Consider the following 15,750-nt stretch of genomic DNA (forward strand, 5'->3'; position numbering starts at 1 on the left):
GGGCGATAGGCCCTCACGTGCAATTTCTACCGAAGATCAGCAACTCGCCCTAGGCTGGTTTCATGTCGGGCACCTACGACGATATGGCCCCGCTGCGGGGTAGCGACCGGGAAGAAGTGCGGCCGACCAGCGGTGGGCAGGTGCCCATCACGGTGGTGGAGCCGGAAGGAAATGCCCGTGGCGGAATCGTGCTGCTGCACGAGTCCGGCGAGTTCACCGGCGCGTTACGCGACCTGATGAACGCACTGGCCGGCGAGGGATGGACGGTGGTCGCACCCAAACTCTTCCATCGCGAGGACGGCCAGGCGGGCGGCGGGGTCTTCGGCGACGAGCTGTTCGAAGACTTCGACGCCTGCTTCGACTGGCTCACCCGGCGCGGGGTGTTTCCCGACACCATCGGCGTGCTCGGTTTCGACTCCGCGGGCACCGCCGCGTTCCTCGTCGCGACCAATCGTCCGATCGGCGCCGCGGTGAGCGTAGCCTCGCCCGGCATCATCGAGCCGCTCACCGACCAGGCCGACGCCTTGGTGCGCGCCGCTCCCCACCTACAGGCGCCGTGGCTCGGCCTGTTCGGCGTCGACGACCCGGCTACCCCGCCCGCCCAGGTCGACCAGTTGCGTGACGCGACCGCCCGCGCCGCGGTCGCCAGCCTGGTCGTCACCTACCCCGGCCTGCACCACCGCGCCGACACCCCCGAGGCGGACGAGGACATGGAGACCGTCGATTCGCAGACCAGAATCTTCGACTGGTTCGACAGCAACCTGCGCTGACCAGCCGTTTTGTGATCTGAACGGTAGCTGCTGTAACCTTTGGGCTCGGCGGTTCGAAAGGACCGGTGCCCTCGAAGAGAAGGCTCCAGGAGGCGTGCCAGAGCGGCCGAATGGGACTCACTGCTAATGAGTTGTCCCTTCACGGGGACCGGAGGTTCAAATCCTCTCGCCTCCGCCACGCCCGGGAAACCGGGTACAACTGAATAACACATGCGCCCGTAGCTCAACGGATAGAGCATCTGACTACGGATCAGAAGGTTGGGAGTTCGAGTCTCTCCGGGCGCACCGAACTGAGGCTTTCGGCGGTCACGCCGGGAGCCTCGGTGCAATTCTCATTACGTTGGAGCGTGGGCGGGAGCTTGCCAGCGGGGCGACTCCGCGGCAGTGGGACCCAGACGCGAAGGTAGGGGAACGAGTTCGGGGGCGTAATCGGATATCGCTATACGGGGGCGGCGTATGAGTGTCAGCGGTGACGTGCTGGTCGTACATGTAGTGCAGGCATATCGCTTCGCTTTGAATCCGACCCCCAGTCAGGTGGCAATGTTGCTCTCCCACTGCGGGGCGCAGCGATTCGCGTTCAACTGGGCGCTTGACCTGGTTAGCGTGAACCTTCGGCAGCGAGCGGCGGAGCGTTCCTACGGCATCGCAGAAAGCGAGCTGACGCCAGCGGTGGGATGGTCGGCCTATGAGCTGCGTAAACGCTGGAACCAGGTAAAGGGCGAAGTCGCTCCCTGGTGGCGGGAGAACTCGAAGGAAGCGTATTCCAGCGGCATAGCGAATCTGTCGACTGCCCTCACCAACTGGTCCTCGTCCCGTGCGGGGAACCGCCGTGGCGCACGTTCCCGCTTTCCGCGATTCAAAGGTCGGAGAACCGGCGCATCGTGTCGATTCACCACCGGGGCGATGGGGCTGGCCGCCGCTGACCGACGCCACGTGAAGCTTCCCCGGATCGGCATTGTGCGGACCTGCGAATCGACCCGGAAGCTCGCACGCCGACTCGATGACGGCACTGCACGAATTCGCTCGGCCACCGTGTCTTCGCGACATGGACGTTGGTTCGTATCGTTCTCCGTGGAGGTGGAGCGATCGGCGAACAAGGCTGGTCGCCCGGATGCCGTAGTGGGCGTGGATCTCGGAGTAAAGCATCTAGCGGTGCTTTCCGAGCCTGTACGCGGATTGACCGACAGAGAGGGGATGCTGCCGAACCCCAAGCATCTCGACAAGGCCCGGAAAAAGTTACGGAGGTTGCAACGCCAGGCCGCTCGCCGCCGTCTTGCGGCGAGCTCGGATTCGCGCGACGAGCCATCGAAGCGATTGCGATCCACCAATCGCCGGATCGCGAGGTTGCACGCGAGGGTAGTGCGGGCACGAGTTGATGGACTGCACAAACTGACGACCGCGCTCACCGCCCGCTACGGGACGATCGTCGTAGAGAATCTGAATATCGCCGGAATGGTGCGTAACCGCCGTTTGGCCGGCTCTATCGCCGACGCGGGGTGGGGTGAATTAAGGCGGCAGCTGGACTACAAGGTTCGATGGAACGTAGGAACACTCGTCGTCGCCGACCGCTGGTACCCATCATCGAAAACCTGCTCGCGCCCGGACAGCTGGACCGCAACCGTGGTCACGGCGCTGGAAGCAGGCGAGGAGATGCGCCGACTCGCCGACTCGGTCCATCGGTTCCTTCGACCCTCGTCAACCCAACCGATGGGTCGATGAGCCACTCGGTGCATCGGAACAACCCTTCGTAGCCGGCGGTGCGGGATCTACTTCCAGGCGGGCAGGCTCGGCAGGTCGCCGGTCAGATCCGAACCGGTGCTGCGGCCGATCAACCACGCGGCGAGGGACGAGGACGGGCCTGAGATGGTGTGGGTGGCGGGGGAGCTTCCGATGGTGGCGGTGTAGTCGGAGTCCATGGCGCGCAGGGTGAACGGCTCGAGGGGGGTGTCTGCGGTGAGGCGGGTGAGGTCGGCGGTGACTTGGGAGAGGATGCGGGTGACGAAGGAGGACGGCCAGTCGGAGGGGTGGTAGTTCGCGTTCAGGTCGACGTGGTGGATTTCGACCTCTTGCAGACGCATCCACAGGATTTCGGTCGCCGGGATCGGCCGGCCCTGGCGGGTGCGGACTTGCGCTCGCCAAGCGTCGTCGGTGAGCGAGCGTGCGAGGGCGAGGAAGCGGGTGGCGGCGGCCTCGTTGTCGGCCAGATGCTCGGTGAGCGGACGGGCCGCGCCCGCCTCGATGTCGTGGTCGCGCAGGAAAGCGCTGGCGTATTGCGGGATCTCGACGTCAGTGTGCGCCCACAGCAGCAGGTTCACCAAGCTGTCGGCGTTGCGGGCGAGATGAGCAAGGACGTGGCCGCGGGTCCAGCCGGGCAGTGCGGAGGGGCCGGTGACGGCGTGCTCATCGAGGCCGCGGATGGTGTCGAGCAGGCGGGCGGTCGCCTCGGCGACGGTGTCGAGTTGCACGGGGGTCTGTGAGGCGGCGGTGGTCACGGTTTCGACCATAGCGAGGGAGAACCCGGTCCGCCGCCGACGACAGGCCGGGTTCGCAGAGGAGGGGCGGACTACCCGCCGACGATCGCGTCGGCTTCGATCTCGACCAGCAGGGCCGGGGTGATCAAAGCCTTGATCTCGTACATGGCCGTCGCGGGACGGATCTCGCCGAACACCTCGGCGTGCGCCTTGGCGACCTCGGGCCAGCGTGCGATATCGGTGACGAAGATGCGGGTGCGCACCACGTCGGCCAGGCTCGCACCCGCCTCTTCCAAGGCGGAGCCGATGCGCCGCAGCGTTTCCCTGGTCTGCTCGCCGATGTCGTCGCCGCCGACCGCCGTGCCGCCGGGGGCCGAAGCGGTGGTCCCGCTGACCGCGATGACATTGCCGAGCCGGACCGCCCGCGAGTAGCCGACGATGTCTTCGAACTCCGAACCCGAGGAGATGTTCACGCGATCGCTCATGGGCGAAAGCATCGCACGCCGCCTCGCGTTCCCGTATCCACCGAGGTCACCGGCCCGCTCCGAATACCGCAACGCTCCGCTGGCCGCGAGGGTGGCCGACATGTTGCCACACGATGTGCGGCAATGGGTAGGTATCAGCCCGGTTCGGTCCGCTCCCGTTCTTCCACGACGACCGCCGCGGCCAGCGCGATCAACCACAGCGACATCGCGCCCACCTGAATGCGCTGCGCGATCCCGAGGGCGTGGTTGCCGGGCAGGTTGTCGGCCACCAGCATCCACACCGTCGCCAGCGACCCGATCACCAACACCACCAGGCCGAATTCGCGTAGCACCCGAAATCGCCGGTAGCGGAACGCGGCCAGGTCGAAGGTGAACGCCGCGACCGCGATCGAGGTGACGGCCAGTGTGCTCGTCAGTGCGTGCGGCTGGTGCAGTTGCGGGAACAGTTCACTCGGGCCGCCGCACCCGCTCTCGCCGGGAGTGCAGTCGCGCAGCGGCAGCAGGGCGTCGGCGATGGTCGCCGCGCCGAAGCAGAACAGCGCGATCCAGCCGACGGTGGTCAACCCGCGTCGGGGAAACGACAGGAGCCCCGCGATGGCCGCGGGCATGAGCGATGCGCCCACGATCAGGTCCGCGGTCGCGAACACCTCCCGGTACGGCTTGCCCTCCGCGTCGAGTTCGCTGAGGAAGGAGTCGAGGGGGTTGAGGTCGATTTTCAGCGCGAATTGGAGGACCCAGGACGAATAGCAGAGCCCAGCGAGTGCGATCGCGGCCGCGACCAGCACCGATGCCGGTCGGATACGCCGAACGGAGGTCTGCGAGCCACCCGCCACGTTTCCATTGTGCGGCGTGTTCGAGCGCGCCGGGCAGCGGCGGGCCGCACACGTCATTACCATCCGGCACACAGGGTCTTGTCAGCTTCGCCCGGCACGCTGGACGACAGCTGCAACTCGAGGAGGTTCCCCATGCTCGGCTTCGCGACCGCCGCCGCCGCCGGAATCGCGGTCATGACGGTGATGGTGGTGTCCGGCTACCTGGCCGCCCACGCTCCACGTTCACTCGTGCGGGTGCGACGCCGCTGACAGCGCGGCTTGGACGCGGTCGGCCGCGCTGACGGGATCCTCGTGCTCCCAGACGCGGATCACGTGCCATCCCGCCGCGATCAGCGCGGCGTCGGTGGCTCGATCCCTGGCCACGTTTCCGGCCAGTTTGGCCGCCCACCAGTCGGCGTTGTTCTTCGGATCGGTGGCGTGCTGCGGGCAGCGGTGCCAGAAGCAGCCGTCCACATAGACGGCGACTCGCCGGCGCGGGAACACCAGGTCGGCGCGTCGTCGCTGCCCGCGGATCGGTGCGCGGTCGACGTAGTAGCGCAGCCCGCGGCGGTGCAGTTCCCGGCGCAGCGCGAGTTCGGCATCGGTGCCGGTGCGCCGCTGGCGCGCCATCCGGGCGCTGGTGGCGGCGTCGGTAGCGGGCCGCTGGGTCATGCCGCCCAACCGCCCATCCGGTCCAGATGGCTCTCCACGTCGGCGAGGAATCCGGGCGGAAAACGCAGACTGCCCATGGTGGTCCGGCGCAGGAATCCGGCTGTCGCACGGGCGGAGAGCAACTGCGCGTCGGTGAGGAAGTGGGTCAGGTCCTCGTAGGGCTCGTGCACCGGCCAGGTGGAGACGGGCACGCGATAAGCCGCACCGTTGTGACCCCACGCGGCGACCGGCCACGGCGTTCCCGGAGCCAGCGGCTGATCGCCGGGGATCGGATCGAGCGGAGCGGCCAGCCGCGCCCCCACCCAGGACGCCATCCGAACGCTCACCGCGTTGCCGACCAGCTTCCAGCGGTGGCCCTTCCGCACACCCGGCACGTCGGTCGCGGGCGCCGTCCAGCCCGCGTCGAAGCCCTGGAGGCGTTCGGCGTCGGCGATGCCGGGCGTGACGATCTCCCCGGACGGCAGCCGCACCGCGGGCGGGCTGGCGATGCCGAGCGCGGAGCCGCCCTTCAGCGTCGGCACCGCGTTCACCGCCCAGCCGAGGCCGCGCACCCCCTCGGTCCAGTAGAAACCGCACGGGTCGAACGCGGGATCGCCGACGGTCCGTGGACCGGCGTCTTCACCGAACAGCACGCCGCGCGGGTCCTCGGTGCGGGAGGCCAGCATGAGCACTCGCTGTCTGCGCTGGGGCAGGCCGAACGCGCGGGCGTCCACCACCCGGTAGGCCCAGGTGTAGCCGAGTTCGTCGAGCGCGCCGGTGATGTGCCGCATGGCTGCGCCGCGGCCCAGCTGCAGCATGAACGGCACGTTCTCGATCAGCAGCCAGCGTGGGCCGCGCTTGCGGCGCACCAGCCGGAATACTTCGTCGACCAGACCCGAGCGCGTGCCGGTGATTCCGGCGGTTCGTCCCGCCTGGGAGAGGTCCTGGCACGGAAATCCCGCCGCGACCAGTTCCGTCCTCGCCGGGATGGCGCGCAGCCGGGTGATGTCGGAATGCAGCGGCACGTCCGGGAATCGGGCGGCGAGCACGCCTTGGGCGCCGGGCTCGATCTCGCACAGCAGCTCGGTGTGCCAGCCGTGCCTGCCGAGGCCGAGCTCGAGTCCGCCGATCCCGGCGAACAGCCCGACCATCCGCACGCCCGTCAACGACCTTCCCTTTCTCGCGTCCACACCGGACGCCCCCACGCGTCCCGTGCCCGGGGAGCAGGTTACTCGAGTCGGCCCGGGGCGATCCCCGAACATCGGGACCATCGTCCCCGGCACCTGGTACGGTCCGCGTGTCACGCGGTGCGATCGGTGCGTTTTTCCAATAATGCACAGGGGTGGTCGCACAGGACGTGATGACCGGTCGATCCGCCTGCGTTCCACCGCGGGCCGCCCACGATCCTGGTGGCGCGCTCGCGCATTGCTTTTGCTCGACGAAGTTCCAGAGCGACGCTAGGGAAAGTGAGCGAAAACATGCCTTTGCCTTCCAGCAGGAACGGACAATTCCCCTCCGTTGTGGTCACCAGCCTGGCGGCGACCACGTCTCTGGCGGCCGACGTGGACTCCACATGGAAGGGCCTGCTCAACGGCGACAGCGGCATCGACACCCTGGATGACGATTTCATCGACCAATTCGAGCTGCCGGTGCGCATCGGCGGGCATCTGAAGGTGCCGCCCACCGCGTACCTGGACCCGGACGAGCGCCGCAAGCTCGCCTACGTGGAGCAGCTGGCCATCGTGCTCGGGCGCGAGGTCTGGCGCAACGCGGGCAGCCCCGAAGTGGACAAGCACCGTCTCGGGGTGTCCATCGGCACCGGGCTCGGCGGACCCGAGGCGCTCATCCACGCTCGGGACAAGCTGCACAACGGGGGCTACCGCAAGGTTTCGCCGTACACCGTCCAGGCCATGATGCCCAACGGCGCCGCGGCATGCGTCGCGCTGGAACTCGGTGCCCGCGCGGGGGTGTCGACGCCGGTGTCGGCCTGTTCGTCCGGCGCGGAGGCGATCGCCAACGCGTGGCGGATGATCGTCATGGGTGACGCCGACGTGGTGGTCACCGGCGGCGTCGAGGGTTCGATCCAGGCCATCGCGATCGCGGCGTTCACCATGATGCGCGCCATGAGCACCCGCAACGACGCGCCGAAGAGCGCTTCGCGTCCGTTCGACGCCGACCGCGACGGTTTCGTGTTCGGCGAGGCGGGCGCGCTGATGGTGCTGGAGACCGAGGAGCACGCCAAGGCGCGCGGCGCGACCATTCACGCCCGGCTGATGGGCGCGGGCGTCACCTCCGACGGCTTCCATCTGGTCGCGCCCGACCCCGAGGGCGTCGGCGCCGCGCGCGCGATGACGCGGGCGATGCGGACGGCCGGTCTGGCCAAGGGCGACATCACGCACGTCAACGCGCACGCGACAGCCACGCCGATCGGCGATACGGCGGAGGCGCGCGCGATCCACCAGGCGGTGGGCGACCATGCGTCGGTCTACGCGCCGAAATCGGCCCTCGGTCATTCCATCGGCGCGGTCGGCGCGCTCGAATCGGTGATCACGGTGCTCAGCGTGCGGGACGAGATCGTGCCGCCCACGCTGAATCTGGACAATCAGGATCCGCAGATCGAGCTGGACGTGGTGCACGGCGCGGCCCGGCCCGGCCGTATCGATTACGCCCTGAACAACTCCTTCGGATTCGGCGGGCACAATGTAGCGCTCGCCTTCGGCCGGTACTGACCGCCAGGTGGCCGGGACACCTGCTAGCCTTCCCGACGCTTCGTTATCGACCTGTGTTCGGTGTCATTGCACGGCCCGAGTGTCTGTGCGCTGGAAAAGGATAAGGCGATGATCGACGAAACCTTCGACGACTTTCTGAACGATCAGGGCAAGATCGAAATCCGCGGGAACAGGACCCTGATCGACTTCGTCGACAAGCACAGCACCGAGAACGGCGATGGCCTCGCCTACCGCTTCATCGACTACTCCAGGGAACAGGACGGCGAATACCACGAACTCACCTGGCAGCAGTTCGGTGTGCGCCTGCGCGCGGTGGCGGCCCGGTTGCAGCAGGTCACGCAGCCGGGGGACCGGGTGGCGATTCTCGCCCCGCAAGGGCTCGACTATGTCGTCTCGCTCTTCGCCGCGGTGTACGCGGGCAATATCGCGGTTCCGTTGTTCGATCCGGAGGAACAGGGTCACACCGATCGCTTGCACGCGGTGCTCGGTGACTGCAAACCCGCCGTGATCCTCACGACGGGTTCCGCGGCAGGCGGTGTGCGGAAGTTCTTCCGGCACCTGCCGCCGCCGGAGCGGCCGCGCATCATCGCGGTGGAGGCGATCCCGGACAGTGTCGGCGTCTCCTGGGTGCGCCCGAACATCGACATCGACAGCGTCGCCTACCTGCAGTACACGTCGGGATCCACCCGGACGCCCGCGGGTGTGGAGATCACCCACCGCGCGGTGGGCACGAATCTGCTGCAGATGATCGACGCCATCGGCGTCACGGAGAACTCGCGCGGAGTCACGTGGCTGCCGCTGTTCCACGACATGGGCCTGCTCGCGGTGATTCTGCCGACCGTCGGCGGTGGATTCATCACGATCATGTCGCCGAGCGCGTTCGTACGCCGGCCCTACCGCTGGATCAAAGAACTTGCCGCGGCCTCCGACGGCGCTGGAACCTTCGCCGCCGCACCGAATTTCGCGTTCGAGCACGCCGCAGCGCGCGGCAAGCCCAAGCCCGGCGAGGAATTGGACCTCTCCAATGTGATCGGGCTGATCAACGGCAGCGAACCGGTTTCGGTGTCGTCGATGAAGAAATTCAACGACGCGTTCGCGCCGTACGGATTGCCGGAGACGGCGATCAAGCCGTGCTACGGCATGGCCGAGGCGACGGTGTTCGTCTCCGCCACCAAGGCCGAGGACAAGGCGAAGGTCGTGCATGTCGATCGAGCCGAGCTGAACGCGGGGCGGATGGTCGAGGTCGCGCCGGACGCCGACAACGCGATCGCGCAGGTGTCCTGCGGTTATGTAGCGCGGTCACAGTGGGCGGTGATCGTCGACCCGGAGCACGGCACCGAGCGACGCGACGGTGAGGTCGGCGAGATCTGGCTGCACGGCGAGAACATGGGCATCGGTTACTGGGGGCGTCCCGAGGAGACGAAGGCCACTTTCCGCGCGAAATTGGCCGAGCGGCTGCCGGAGGGCAGTCACGCGGAGGGCACGCCGCAGGACGCCAACTGGATGCGCACCGGCGATTTCGGCGCGTATCTCGACGGCGAGCTGTACATCACCGGCCGGGTCAAGGACTTGGTCATCGTGGACGGCCGCAACCACTATCCGCAGGATCTGGAGTTCTCGGCCCAGGAATGCAGCACGGCGCTGCGCCCCGGCTTCGTCGCGGCGTTCTCGGTGCCTGCCAACGAATTGCCCGCGCTGGTCTTCGAGCAGGGCAGCCACTCCGGTCTGACGTTCGACGCCGAGGACACCTCCGAGCAGTTGGTGATCGTCGCGGAGCGCAACACCCGTGCGGGCAAGCTCGAGTCGGAGCCGGTCGCCGACACCGTGCGCGCCGCGATCGCGCGCCGTCACGGCGTCATGGTCCGGGACGTGCTGCTGGTGCCCGCGGGCTCGATCCCGCGCACCTCCAGCGGCAAGATCGCCCGCCGCGCCTGCCGGGCGGCCTATCTGGAAGGGACGCTGCGCGGCGGTCATCAGCAGCAAGCGTTCCCGGACGCGCCGCAGGAGTGGGAGTCCGAGAGCGTGGTCGTGAACTAGAACCGGAACGGGGGGAACGACACCACCTCGCGGTAGCGGTCGGGGTCGGTGACCAGCGACGATCAGCACACGACCGGGTGTAGATCCGCGCGGCTTGACCTCGAGCTCGCTCGAGGTTGTTGGCTTGGTGAATGAGTGTCGAACCCGGCGCCTCGACGAGCGCGGATGTCCGGCGGCGGCCGGAAAATCGGTTGGTCGAGGCACGCCGCGGTGCGACCCTGGAATGTCGGACTCCGATGCCAACATCACCGGAGGTCCCGCTCTCTGCCGCCAGTCACATACCTCGAGGGGGAGTTTTGTCTGTCGCGCTGCACGTTTCGTCGGCCGAACCGGAGGTCGACAGAACGCGGCGGCCCGCCGCCACGGGCCGCCTGCACTCACTGCGCCGATTCTGGCCGTACCTGCGTCCGCACGTCGGCATCCTGCTCGCCGCCAGCGGACTCGCACTGCTGGCCGGCCTGACCGCCGTGGTGATTCCGCTGATGATCGCGCGGATCATCGATGGCCCGGTCGCACATCGTGATTTCGCGGGCGCGCTCGGGCCGGTGGCCGTCGTCCTGGTGCTCGGCCTGCTGGAGGCGGCCGGCGTGTGGGGACGCCGCTGGTTGATCGCCGCTCCAGCCACTCGATTCGAGATCACTCTGCGCGCCGGGATCTTTCGCAAGCTGCAGGCGCTGGCGATCGGCAGGCACGACGCGTGGGAGTCGGGGCAGTTGCTGTCGCGTGCGATCGACGATCTGGCCACCCTGCGCCGGTTCGTCTCCTTCGCGGGGCCGTTCTTGCTCATCCACACCGTGATCATCCCGGTCGGCCTGCTCGTGTTGATCGCGCTGAGCCCGCAGATCGGCCTGATCTTCGTGGTGATCTCGATTCCGTTGGCCGCCATCTGCATTCGCTTCGAGCGCCGGTATTCGCTGGCTTCGCGGCGATCGCAGGACCAGTCCGGCGACCTGGCCACCACGGCCGAGGAGTCCGCGCAGGGCGTGCGGGTGCTCAAGGCGTTCGGGCGGGGCGTGTACTTCGGCCGCCGTTTCACCGCCCAGGCGCACGAGCTGCGGCAGACCGAGTTGCTGAAAGCCCGCCTGGACGCGACGCTGTGGTCGAGCATGGTGAGCCTGCCGCAGCTGGCCATCGCGTTCGCCCTCGGCTACGGCGGTTACGCGGTGGCGCACGGCACGATGACGCTGGGCACCTTGATCGCGGGCATCACGCTGGCGACCTTCCTGCAGTGGCCGATCATCTGGACCGGCTTCCTGCTCGCCGAGCTGAACGACGCGCGTACCGCTGCCGATCGGTACTGGGAGATCATCGACACCCCGGTCGATATCACCGACCCGGCCGACCCGGTGGATCCGCCCGAGCATATTCGCGGCGAATTATGTTTGGACGAAGTGCATTTCGCTTTTCCGGAGGCCGAAGGCGAGGTACTGCGGGGCGTGTCGCTGCGAGTGCGTCCCGGTGAGACGGTGGCGCTGGTCGGTGCGACGGGTAGCGGCAAGACCGCACTGCTGAACCTGATCCCACGCCTGTACGACGTGACGGGTGGCGCCATCACCATCGATGGCATCGACATCGCGGCGATGCGAGTCGCCGGCCTGCGCTCGCTGGTGTCGGTCGCGTTCGAGGACCCGGTGCTGTTCTCCGCGAGTGTGCGGGAGAACGTCGCGCTCGGCGACCCAGCGGCCACGGACGCCGACGTGCGCCGCGCGCTGGATGTCGCGCAGGCCACCGAGTTCGTGGACGACCTGCCCTGGGGCCTGAACACGAGGATCGGCGAGCAGGGCCTGAGCTTGTCCGGCGGCCAGCGGCAGCGACTGGCGCTGGCTCGCGCGGTGCTCACCGGTGCGGGCGAGCGCAGCCGGATCATGGTGCTCGACGACCCGCTGTCCGCCCTGGACGTGGAGACCGAGGAGCGGGTGCAGGAACGCCTGCGCACCGTGCTGGCCCATGCGACGACGCTGCTGGTCGCGCATCGTCCGTCCACGGCGGCGCTGGCCGACCGGGTGGCGGTGCTCGCCGACGGCCGGATCGTCGCCGAGGGAACCCACGAGCATCTTCTGCGTACCAGCAGGAACTACCGAGAACTCATGGGAGGTGAGCAGCGATGAGTACCACGGCGGTCGACACGGAAGACGTCACTCCGCAGAGTGATCCCGCACGCGCGGACGAGGCGGGGGACTGGCGCGGCATCGCGAGCGAGGACAAGGAGGTCACCCAGACCGGCAACTTGGTGCTGGCCGGTCGTTCCCGGCGCCTGCTGCTCGATCTGGTCCGGCCCTACCGCAAGCTGGCCGCGCTCGGGCTGTTGCTCATCGTGCTGGACAACGCCGCGATGGTGTCGGCGCCGCTGTTCGTCGCCTACGCGCTGGACACCGGCATCGCGCGCGGTGCCGAGGGGAACTGGGCGCCGTTGGCCTGGACCGTGACCGGCTACCTCGGCTCGGTCCTGCTGAACGTGGTCAGCACGTTCACCTTCCTGCGCGTGTCCGGCAGGCTCAGCCAGAGCGTGCTGTTCGATCTGCGCGTGCGTTCGTTCACGCACATGCAGCGACTCAGCGTGGCCTTCCACGAGAAGTACACCTCGGGCAAGGTGGTCGCGCGGCTGACCGGTGACATCGAGACCTTGCAGGAACTGCTGGAGAGCGCGCTCAACCAGGCGCTCAGCGCGATCCTGTCGGTGCTGACCATCGCGGTGCTGCTGATCTATCTCGACCAGGCGCTCGCCGCGATCGTGCTGGCCGGTTTCGTCCCGCTGGTGGTGGTCACCCGCTGGGCGCAGCGCAGGCAGCGGGCGGGCTATCGCCGCACGCGCGGCGCGATCGCCAAGGTGGTCGTGCAGTTCGTCGAGTCGATGGGCGGCATGCGGGCGGTGCAGGCGTTCCGCCGGGAGCAGCGCAACGAGTCGGTGCTCGCGGTCGAGGACGCGGAATACCGCCAGGCCACCACCGCGGCCATGCGCGGCATGGGTGACTACGCGGGCCTGACCAAACTGCTCGGCAACCTGACCACGGTGACCGTCATCGTGGTCGGCGCCTGGCGGGTGATCGAGGGTGACCTCGCGGTCGGCGTGCTCGCGGCCTACCTGCTGTACCTCAACGAGTTCTACGGTCCGCTGGACCAACTCGCGCAGGTGTTCAACGCCTACCAGTCCGCGGCCGCCGCGCTGGAGAAGATCTCGGGTGTGCTCGAGGAGGAGCCGTCGGTGCCCGAGCCCGCGCACCTGGTGGCGTTGGACAAGGCGTCCGGCGCGGTGCGGATGGAGAAGGTGTGGTTCGGCTACGGAAGCGCGCCCACGGCCGATTCCGGTGGTGGCGATACCGGTCATGCCTCGGCCGGGGCGCCGAAGGCGGGGGAAGACGCCGAGGCGGTGCCGTCGGACTCGGACTCGGACTCGGGAATCTTCGGCAAGTCCGACCGCCGCACGCGACCGGTGCTGCCGGAGTTCACCCTGGACATTCCCGCCGGGCAGGTGATCGCGCTGGTGGGTGCGACCGGTGCGGGCAAGTCGACACTGGCGAAGTTGCTGACGCGGTTCTACGACCCGTCCGGCGGCGTGGTCACCCTGGACGGCGTCGACCTGCGTGATCTCTCCGACGCCGACCTGCGCCGCAACGTGGTGATGGTCACCCAGGAGTCCTACTTGTTCTCCGGTTCGGTGGCCGACAACATCCGGCTGGGCAGGCCCACGGCCACCGACGCGGAGGTGTACGCCGCGGCGCGCGCGGTCGGTCTGTACGACTTCGTGCAGGCGCTGCCCGAGGGCTTCGCCACCGACGTGCGCAAGCGCGGCGGCAGGCTCTCGGCCGGGCAGCGGCAGCTGGTCGCGTTCGCACGGGTGTTCCTGGCCGATCCCGCCGTGATCGTGCTGGACGAGGCCACCTCGAGCCTGGACATCCCCAGTGAACGGCTGGTGCAGCGGGCGCTGGAGACCGTGCTGCGCGGGCGCACGGCGGTGATCATCGCCCACCGGTTGTCCACGGTGGCGATCGCCGACCGGGTGCTGGTGCTCGAGTCCGGCCGGATCGTCGAGGACGGCGCGCCGGAAGCCCTGATCGCGGGGACCGGCCGGTTCGCCGACCTGCACGCCGCCTGGCGGGAGTCGCTCGTGTGATCAGCGACGGTTGTGCGGGCCGGGGCCGGGTGTCGCTTACGGTAGATACGTGACGACCCCAGCCTCCGACCCCGAGCGCCCCGCCGCGAGCCCGCAGGAATCCCGGTGGCCGGCGATCCTCACCTGGCGCGCCCACGACGCGACGCGGATGGAGTCGGTGCGGGTGCAACTCAACGGCAACCGCATCCGCGCCGCCGGGCGCATGATCGGCGGCGCGAGCGCGGACCACCCCGCGTTCAGCGCCTCCTACGACCTGGTCACCGACGAGAACGGCGCGACCAAACGACTGTCGCTGCGTACCACGACCGCCGCCGGTGAGCGGCACGCCTCGATCGCCCGCGACGAGGAGAACTACTGGCTCGTCGACGCGGGCGGCAACCACGTCCGCTCCACCTTCGCCGGGGCACTCGACGTGGACGTGGTGCTCAGCCCGTTCTTCAACACCCTGCCGATCCGGCGCTACGACCTGCAGCACGCGGTCGAGGAAGTCCAGGTCCCGGTGGTCTATGTGCGCCTGCCCGACCTGCTCGTGCAGGAGGCCACGCTGATCTACAGCAGCGCCGCCGGCGGCATCAGCGTGCTGTCGCCGGTCTCCAGCGCGACGGTCACGGTGGACGCGGACGGTTTCCTCCTGGACTACCCGGGCCTGGCCGAGCGGATCTGAGGCGGCGCCGGTGGGCGGAAGGTCAACTCAGCTGAGTGATGACGCCACCGCGCTCGCCTGCCGCCCGCAGGTCTTCCAGCCAATCCCGCTCGCCCGGTCGGATGTCCGTGATCGGCCGGCGCCGCGCGGAGTCGTAGCGTCGTCGCGCGTCGTGCCCGGCCTCGACCAGATCCGCGAGGGACTGTTCCTCGCGCAGGCTGTCGCGCGCGTCGCCGAGGACCGTGAGGGTTTCGTCCAGCACTTCCAGCAACGCGGCCGAATTCGGTTCGCAGATGGCGCGAACCAGATCGGGGGCGGTACCCGCGACCCGGGTGCCGTCCCGGAACGACCCGGCCGCGAGTCCCAGCGCGAGATCACCCCCCGCGGCGCCCGCCAGCGCCAGTGCCTCCGCCAGCACATGCGGCAGATGGGAGATGCGCGCGACGGCGCGGTCGTGCTCCGCGGCCACCACCGGTACGACCACCGAGCCACAATCCAGCGCCAGGCGCACCACGCGGGTCCACGGGTCGACCTTCGTGCCCTCGTCCACGCCGACGGCCCACACGGCATCGCGGAACAACGCGGGATCGGTGGCGGCCCACCCCGATTCGGAGGTGCCCGCCATGGGGTGACCGCCGACGTACCGGTCGGCGAGACCGCGGGCGCGCACGGCGGCCGCGACCGGCGCCTTGACGCTCACCACATCGGTGAGCGCGCAGTCCGGCGCGTAGGTCGCGATCGCGGAGAGCATGTGGTCCACCGCGGGCATCGGCACCGCGACGACGATCAGCGCGTCGGTCTCCGCGGCGCGGCGCAGCGCGGCGGGCAAGTCCTCGGTGACATCGAACCCGTCGGCGCGCGCGGCCTGCGCCCCCGTCGCTGAGCGGTTGTATCCCCAGCCGTCGTAACCCGCGGCGACGGCCGCGCACAACAGCGACCCACCGATCAAACCGGTCCCGAGGACGCATACGGGTGCTTTCTTCACCGAAGTCACCGGAACAGATTGGCATACGACTTCAACATTTGAGCTCGAGCAGACTA

At 68.7% G+C, this 15,750-nt stretch carries 13 protein-coding genes and 2 tRNA genes; 9 read left to right on the top strand and 6 right to left on the bottom strand.

The features are described 5' to 3' along the window. Positions 1 to 62 precede the first annotated feature (62 nt). From M8859_RS13970 to tnpB, 4 genes are all read left to right on the top strand, one after another. A complete protein-coding gene (locus M8859_RS13970; protein WP_159922618.1) occupies positions 63 to 770 on the top strand; it encodes a dienelactone hydrolase family protein in 708 nt (235 codons plus the stop codon). An 88-nt stretch (positions 771 to 858) separates the two neighbouring features. Then, positions 859 to 948 (top strand) — tRNA-Ser (locus M8859_RS13975). A gap of 34 nt (positions 949 to 982) precedes the next feature. Continuing rightward, positions 983 to 1,055, top strand: a tRNA-Arg gene (locus M8859_RS13980). A gap of 171 nt (positions 1,056 to 1,226) precedes the next feature. Next, positions 1,227 to 2,489, top strand: a complete 1,263-nt coding sequence (gene tnpB, locus M8859_RS13985; protein ID WP_249644317.1) for an IS607 family element RNA-guided endonuclease TnpB — start codon at positions 1,227 to 1,229, stop codon at positions 2,487 to 2,489. A 47-nt stretch (positions 2,490 to 2,536) separates the two neighbouring features. On the opposite strand, the gene M8859_RS13990 is transcribed toward tnpB, so the two are convergent. The 5 genes from M8859_RS13990 to M8859_RS14010 all read right to left on the bottom strand — a co-directional run bounded on the left by M8859_RS13990 (position 2,537) and on the right by M8859_RS14010 (position 6,340). Then, entirely contained in the window at positions 2,537 to 3,262 is a 726-nt protein-coding gene (locus M8859_RS13990) for a maleylpyruvate isomerase family mycothiol-dependent enzyme (protein WP_159922622.1), read from the bottom strand. Positions 3,263 to 3,333: 71 nt separating this feature from the next. After that, a complete protein-coding gene (locus M8859_RS13995) occupies positions 3,334 to 3,726 on the bottom strand; it encodes a RidA family protein (protein WP_159922624.1) in 393 nt (130 codons plus the stop codon). A 134-nt stretch (positions 3,727 to 3,860) separates the two neighbouring features. Further along, the gene (locus tag M8859_RS14000) at positions 3,861 to 4,559 is read right to left on the bottom strand and encodes a DUF998 domain-containing protein (RefSeq protein ID WP_249644318.1); all 699 of its coding nucleotides are present in this window, start codon (positions 4,557 to 4,559) and stop codon (positions 3,861 to 3,863) included. Positions 4,560 to 4,781: 222 nt separating this feature from the next. Then, positions 4,782 to 5,210 carry a very short patch repair endonuclease gene (locus M8859_RS14005; RefSeq protein WP_195069790.1) on the bottom strand — a complete coding sequence of 143 codons (429 nt, stop codon included), beginning with the start codon at positions 5,208 to 5,210 and terminating at the stop codon, positions 4,782 to 4,784. After that, entirely contained in the window at positions 5,207 to 6,340 is a 1,134-nt protein-coding gene (locus M8859_RS14010; protein ID WP_195069940.1) for a DNA cytosine methyltransferase, read from the bottom strand. Before M8859_RS14010 ends, M8859_RS14005 begins: the two co-directional genes overlap by 4 nt. 327 nt (positions 6,341 to 6,667) lie before the next feature. Between M8859_RS14010 and M8859_RS14015 the strand changes: the two genes are divergently transcribed. From M8859_RS14015 to M8859_RS14035, 5 genes are all read left to right on the top strand, one after another. Next, complete coding sequence (locus M8859_RS14015; protein WP_159922694.1) at positions 6,668 to 7,918, top strand: KasA/KasB family beta-ketoacyl-ACP synthase; 1,251 nt, start codon at positions 6,668 to 6,670, stop codon at positions 7,916 to 7,918. A gap of 108 nt (positions 7,919 to 8,026) precedes the next feature. Beyond that, positions 8,027 to 9,955, top strand: coding sequence for a long-chain-fatty-acid--AMP ligase FadD32 (gene fadD32 / locus M8859_RS14020; protein ID WP_195069789.1), 1,929 nt, complete (start codon positions 8,027 to 8,029; stop codon positions 9,953 to 9,955). A 296-nt stretch (positions 9,956 to 10,251) separates the two neighbouring features. Then, the gene (locus M8859_RS14025; RefSeq protein ID WP_223519999.1) at positions 10,252 to 12,063 is read left to right on the top strand and encodes an ABC transporter ATP-binding protein; all 1,812 of its coding nucleotides are present in this window, start codon (positions 10,252 to 10,254) and stop codon (positions 12,061 to 12,063) included. Continuing rightward, the gene (locus M8859_RS14030; protein WP_249644319.1) at positions 12,060 to 14,066 is read left to right on the top strand and encodes an ABC transporter ATP-binding protein; all 2,007 of its coding nucleotides are present in this window, start codon (positions 12,060 to 12,062) and stop codon (positions 14,064 to 14,066) included. Before M8859_RS14025 ends, M8859_RS14030 begins: the two co-directional genes overlap by 4 nt. 49 nt (positions 14,067 to 14,115) lie before the next feature. Then, a complete protein-coding gene (locus tag M8859_RS14035; RefSeq protein ID WP_159922634.1) occupies positions 14,116 to 14,730 on the top strand; it encodes a putative glycolipid-binding domain-containing protein in 615 nt (204 codons plus the stop codon). 22 nt (positions 14,731 to 14,752) lie between these two features. Here M8859_RS14035 and M8859_RS14040 read toward each other — a convergent pair whose 3' ends face one another. Then, complete coding sequence (locus M8859_RS14040) at positions 14,753 to 15,703, bottom strand: prephenate dehydrogenase (RefSeq protein ID WP_249644320.1); 951 nt, start codon at positions 15,701 to 15,703, stop codon at positions 14,753 to 14,755. Positions 15,704 to 15,750: the final 47 nt, after the last annotated feature.

Source organism: Nocardia sputi (assembly GCF_023501985.1).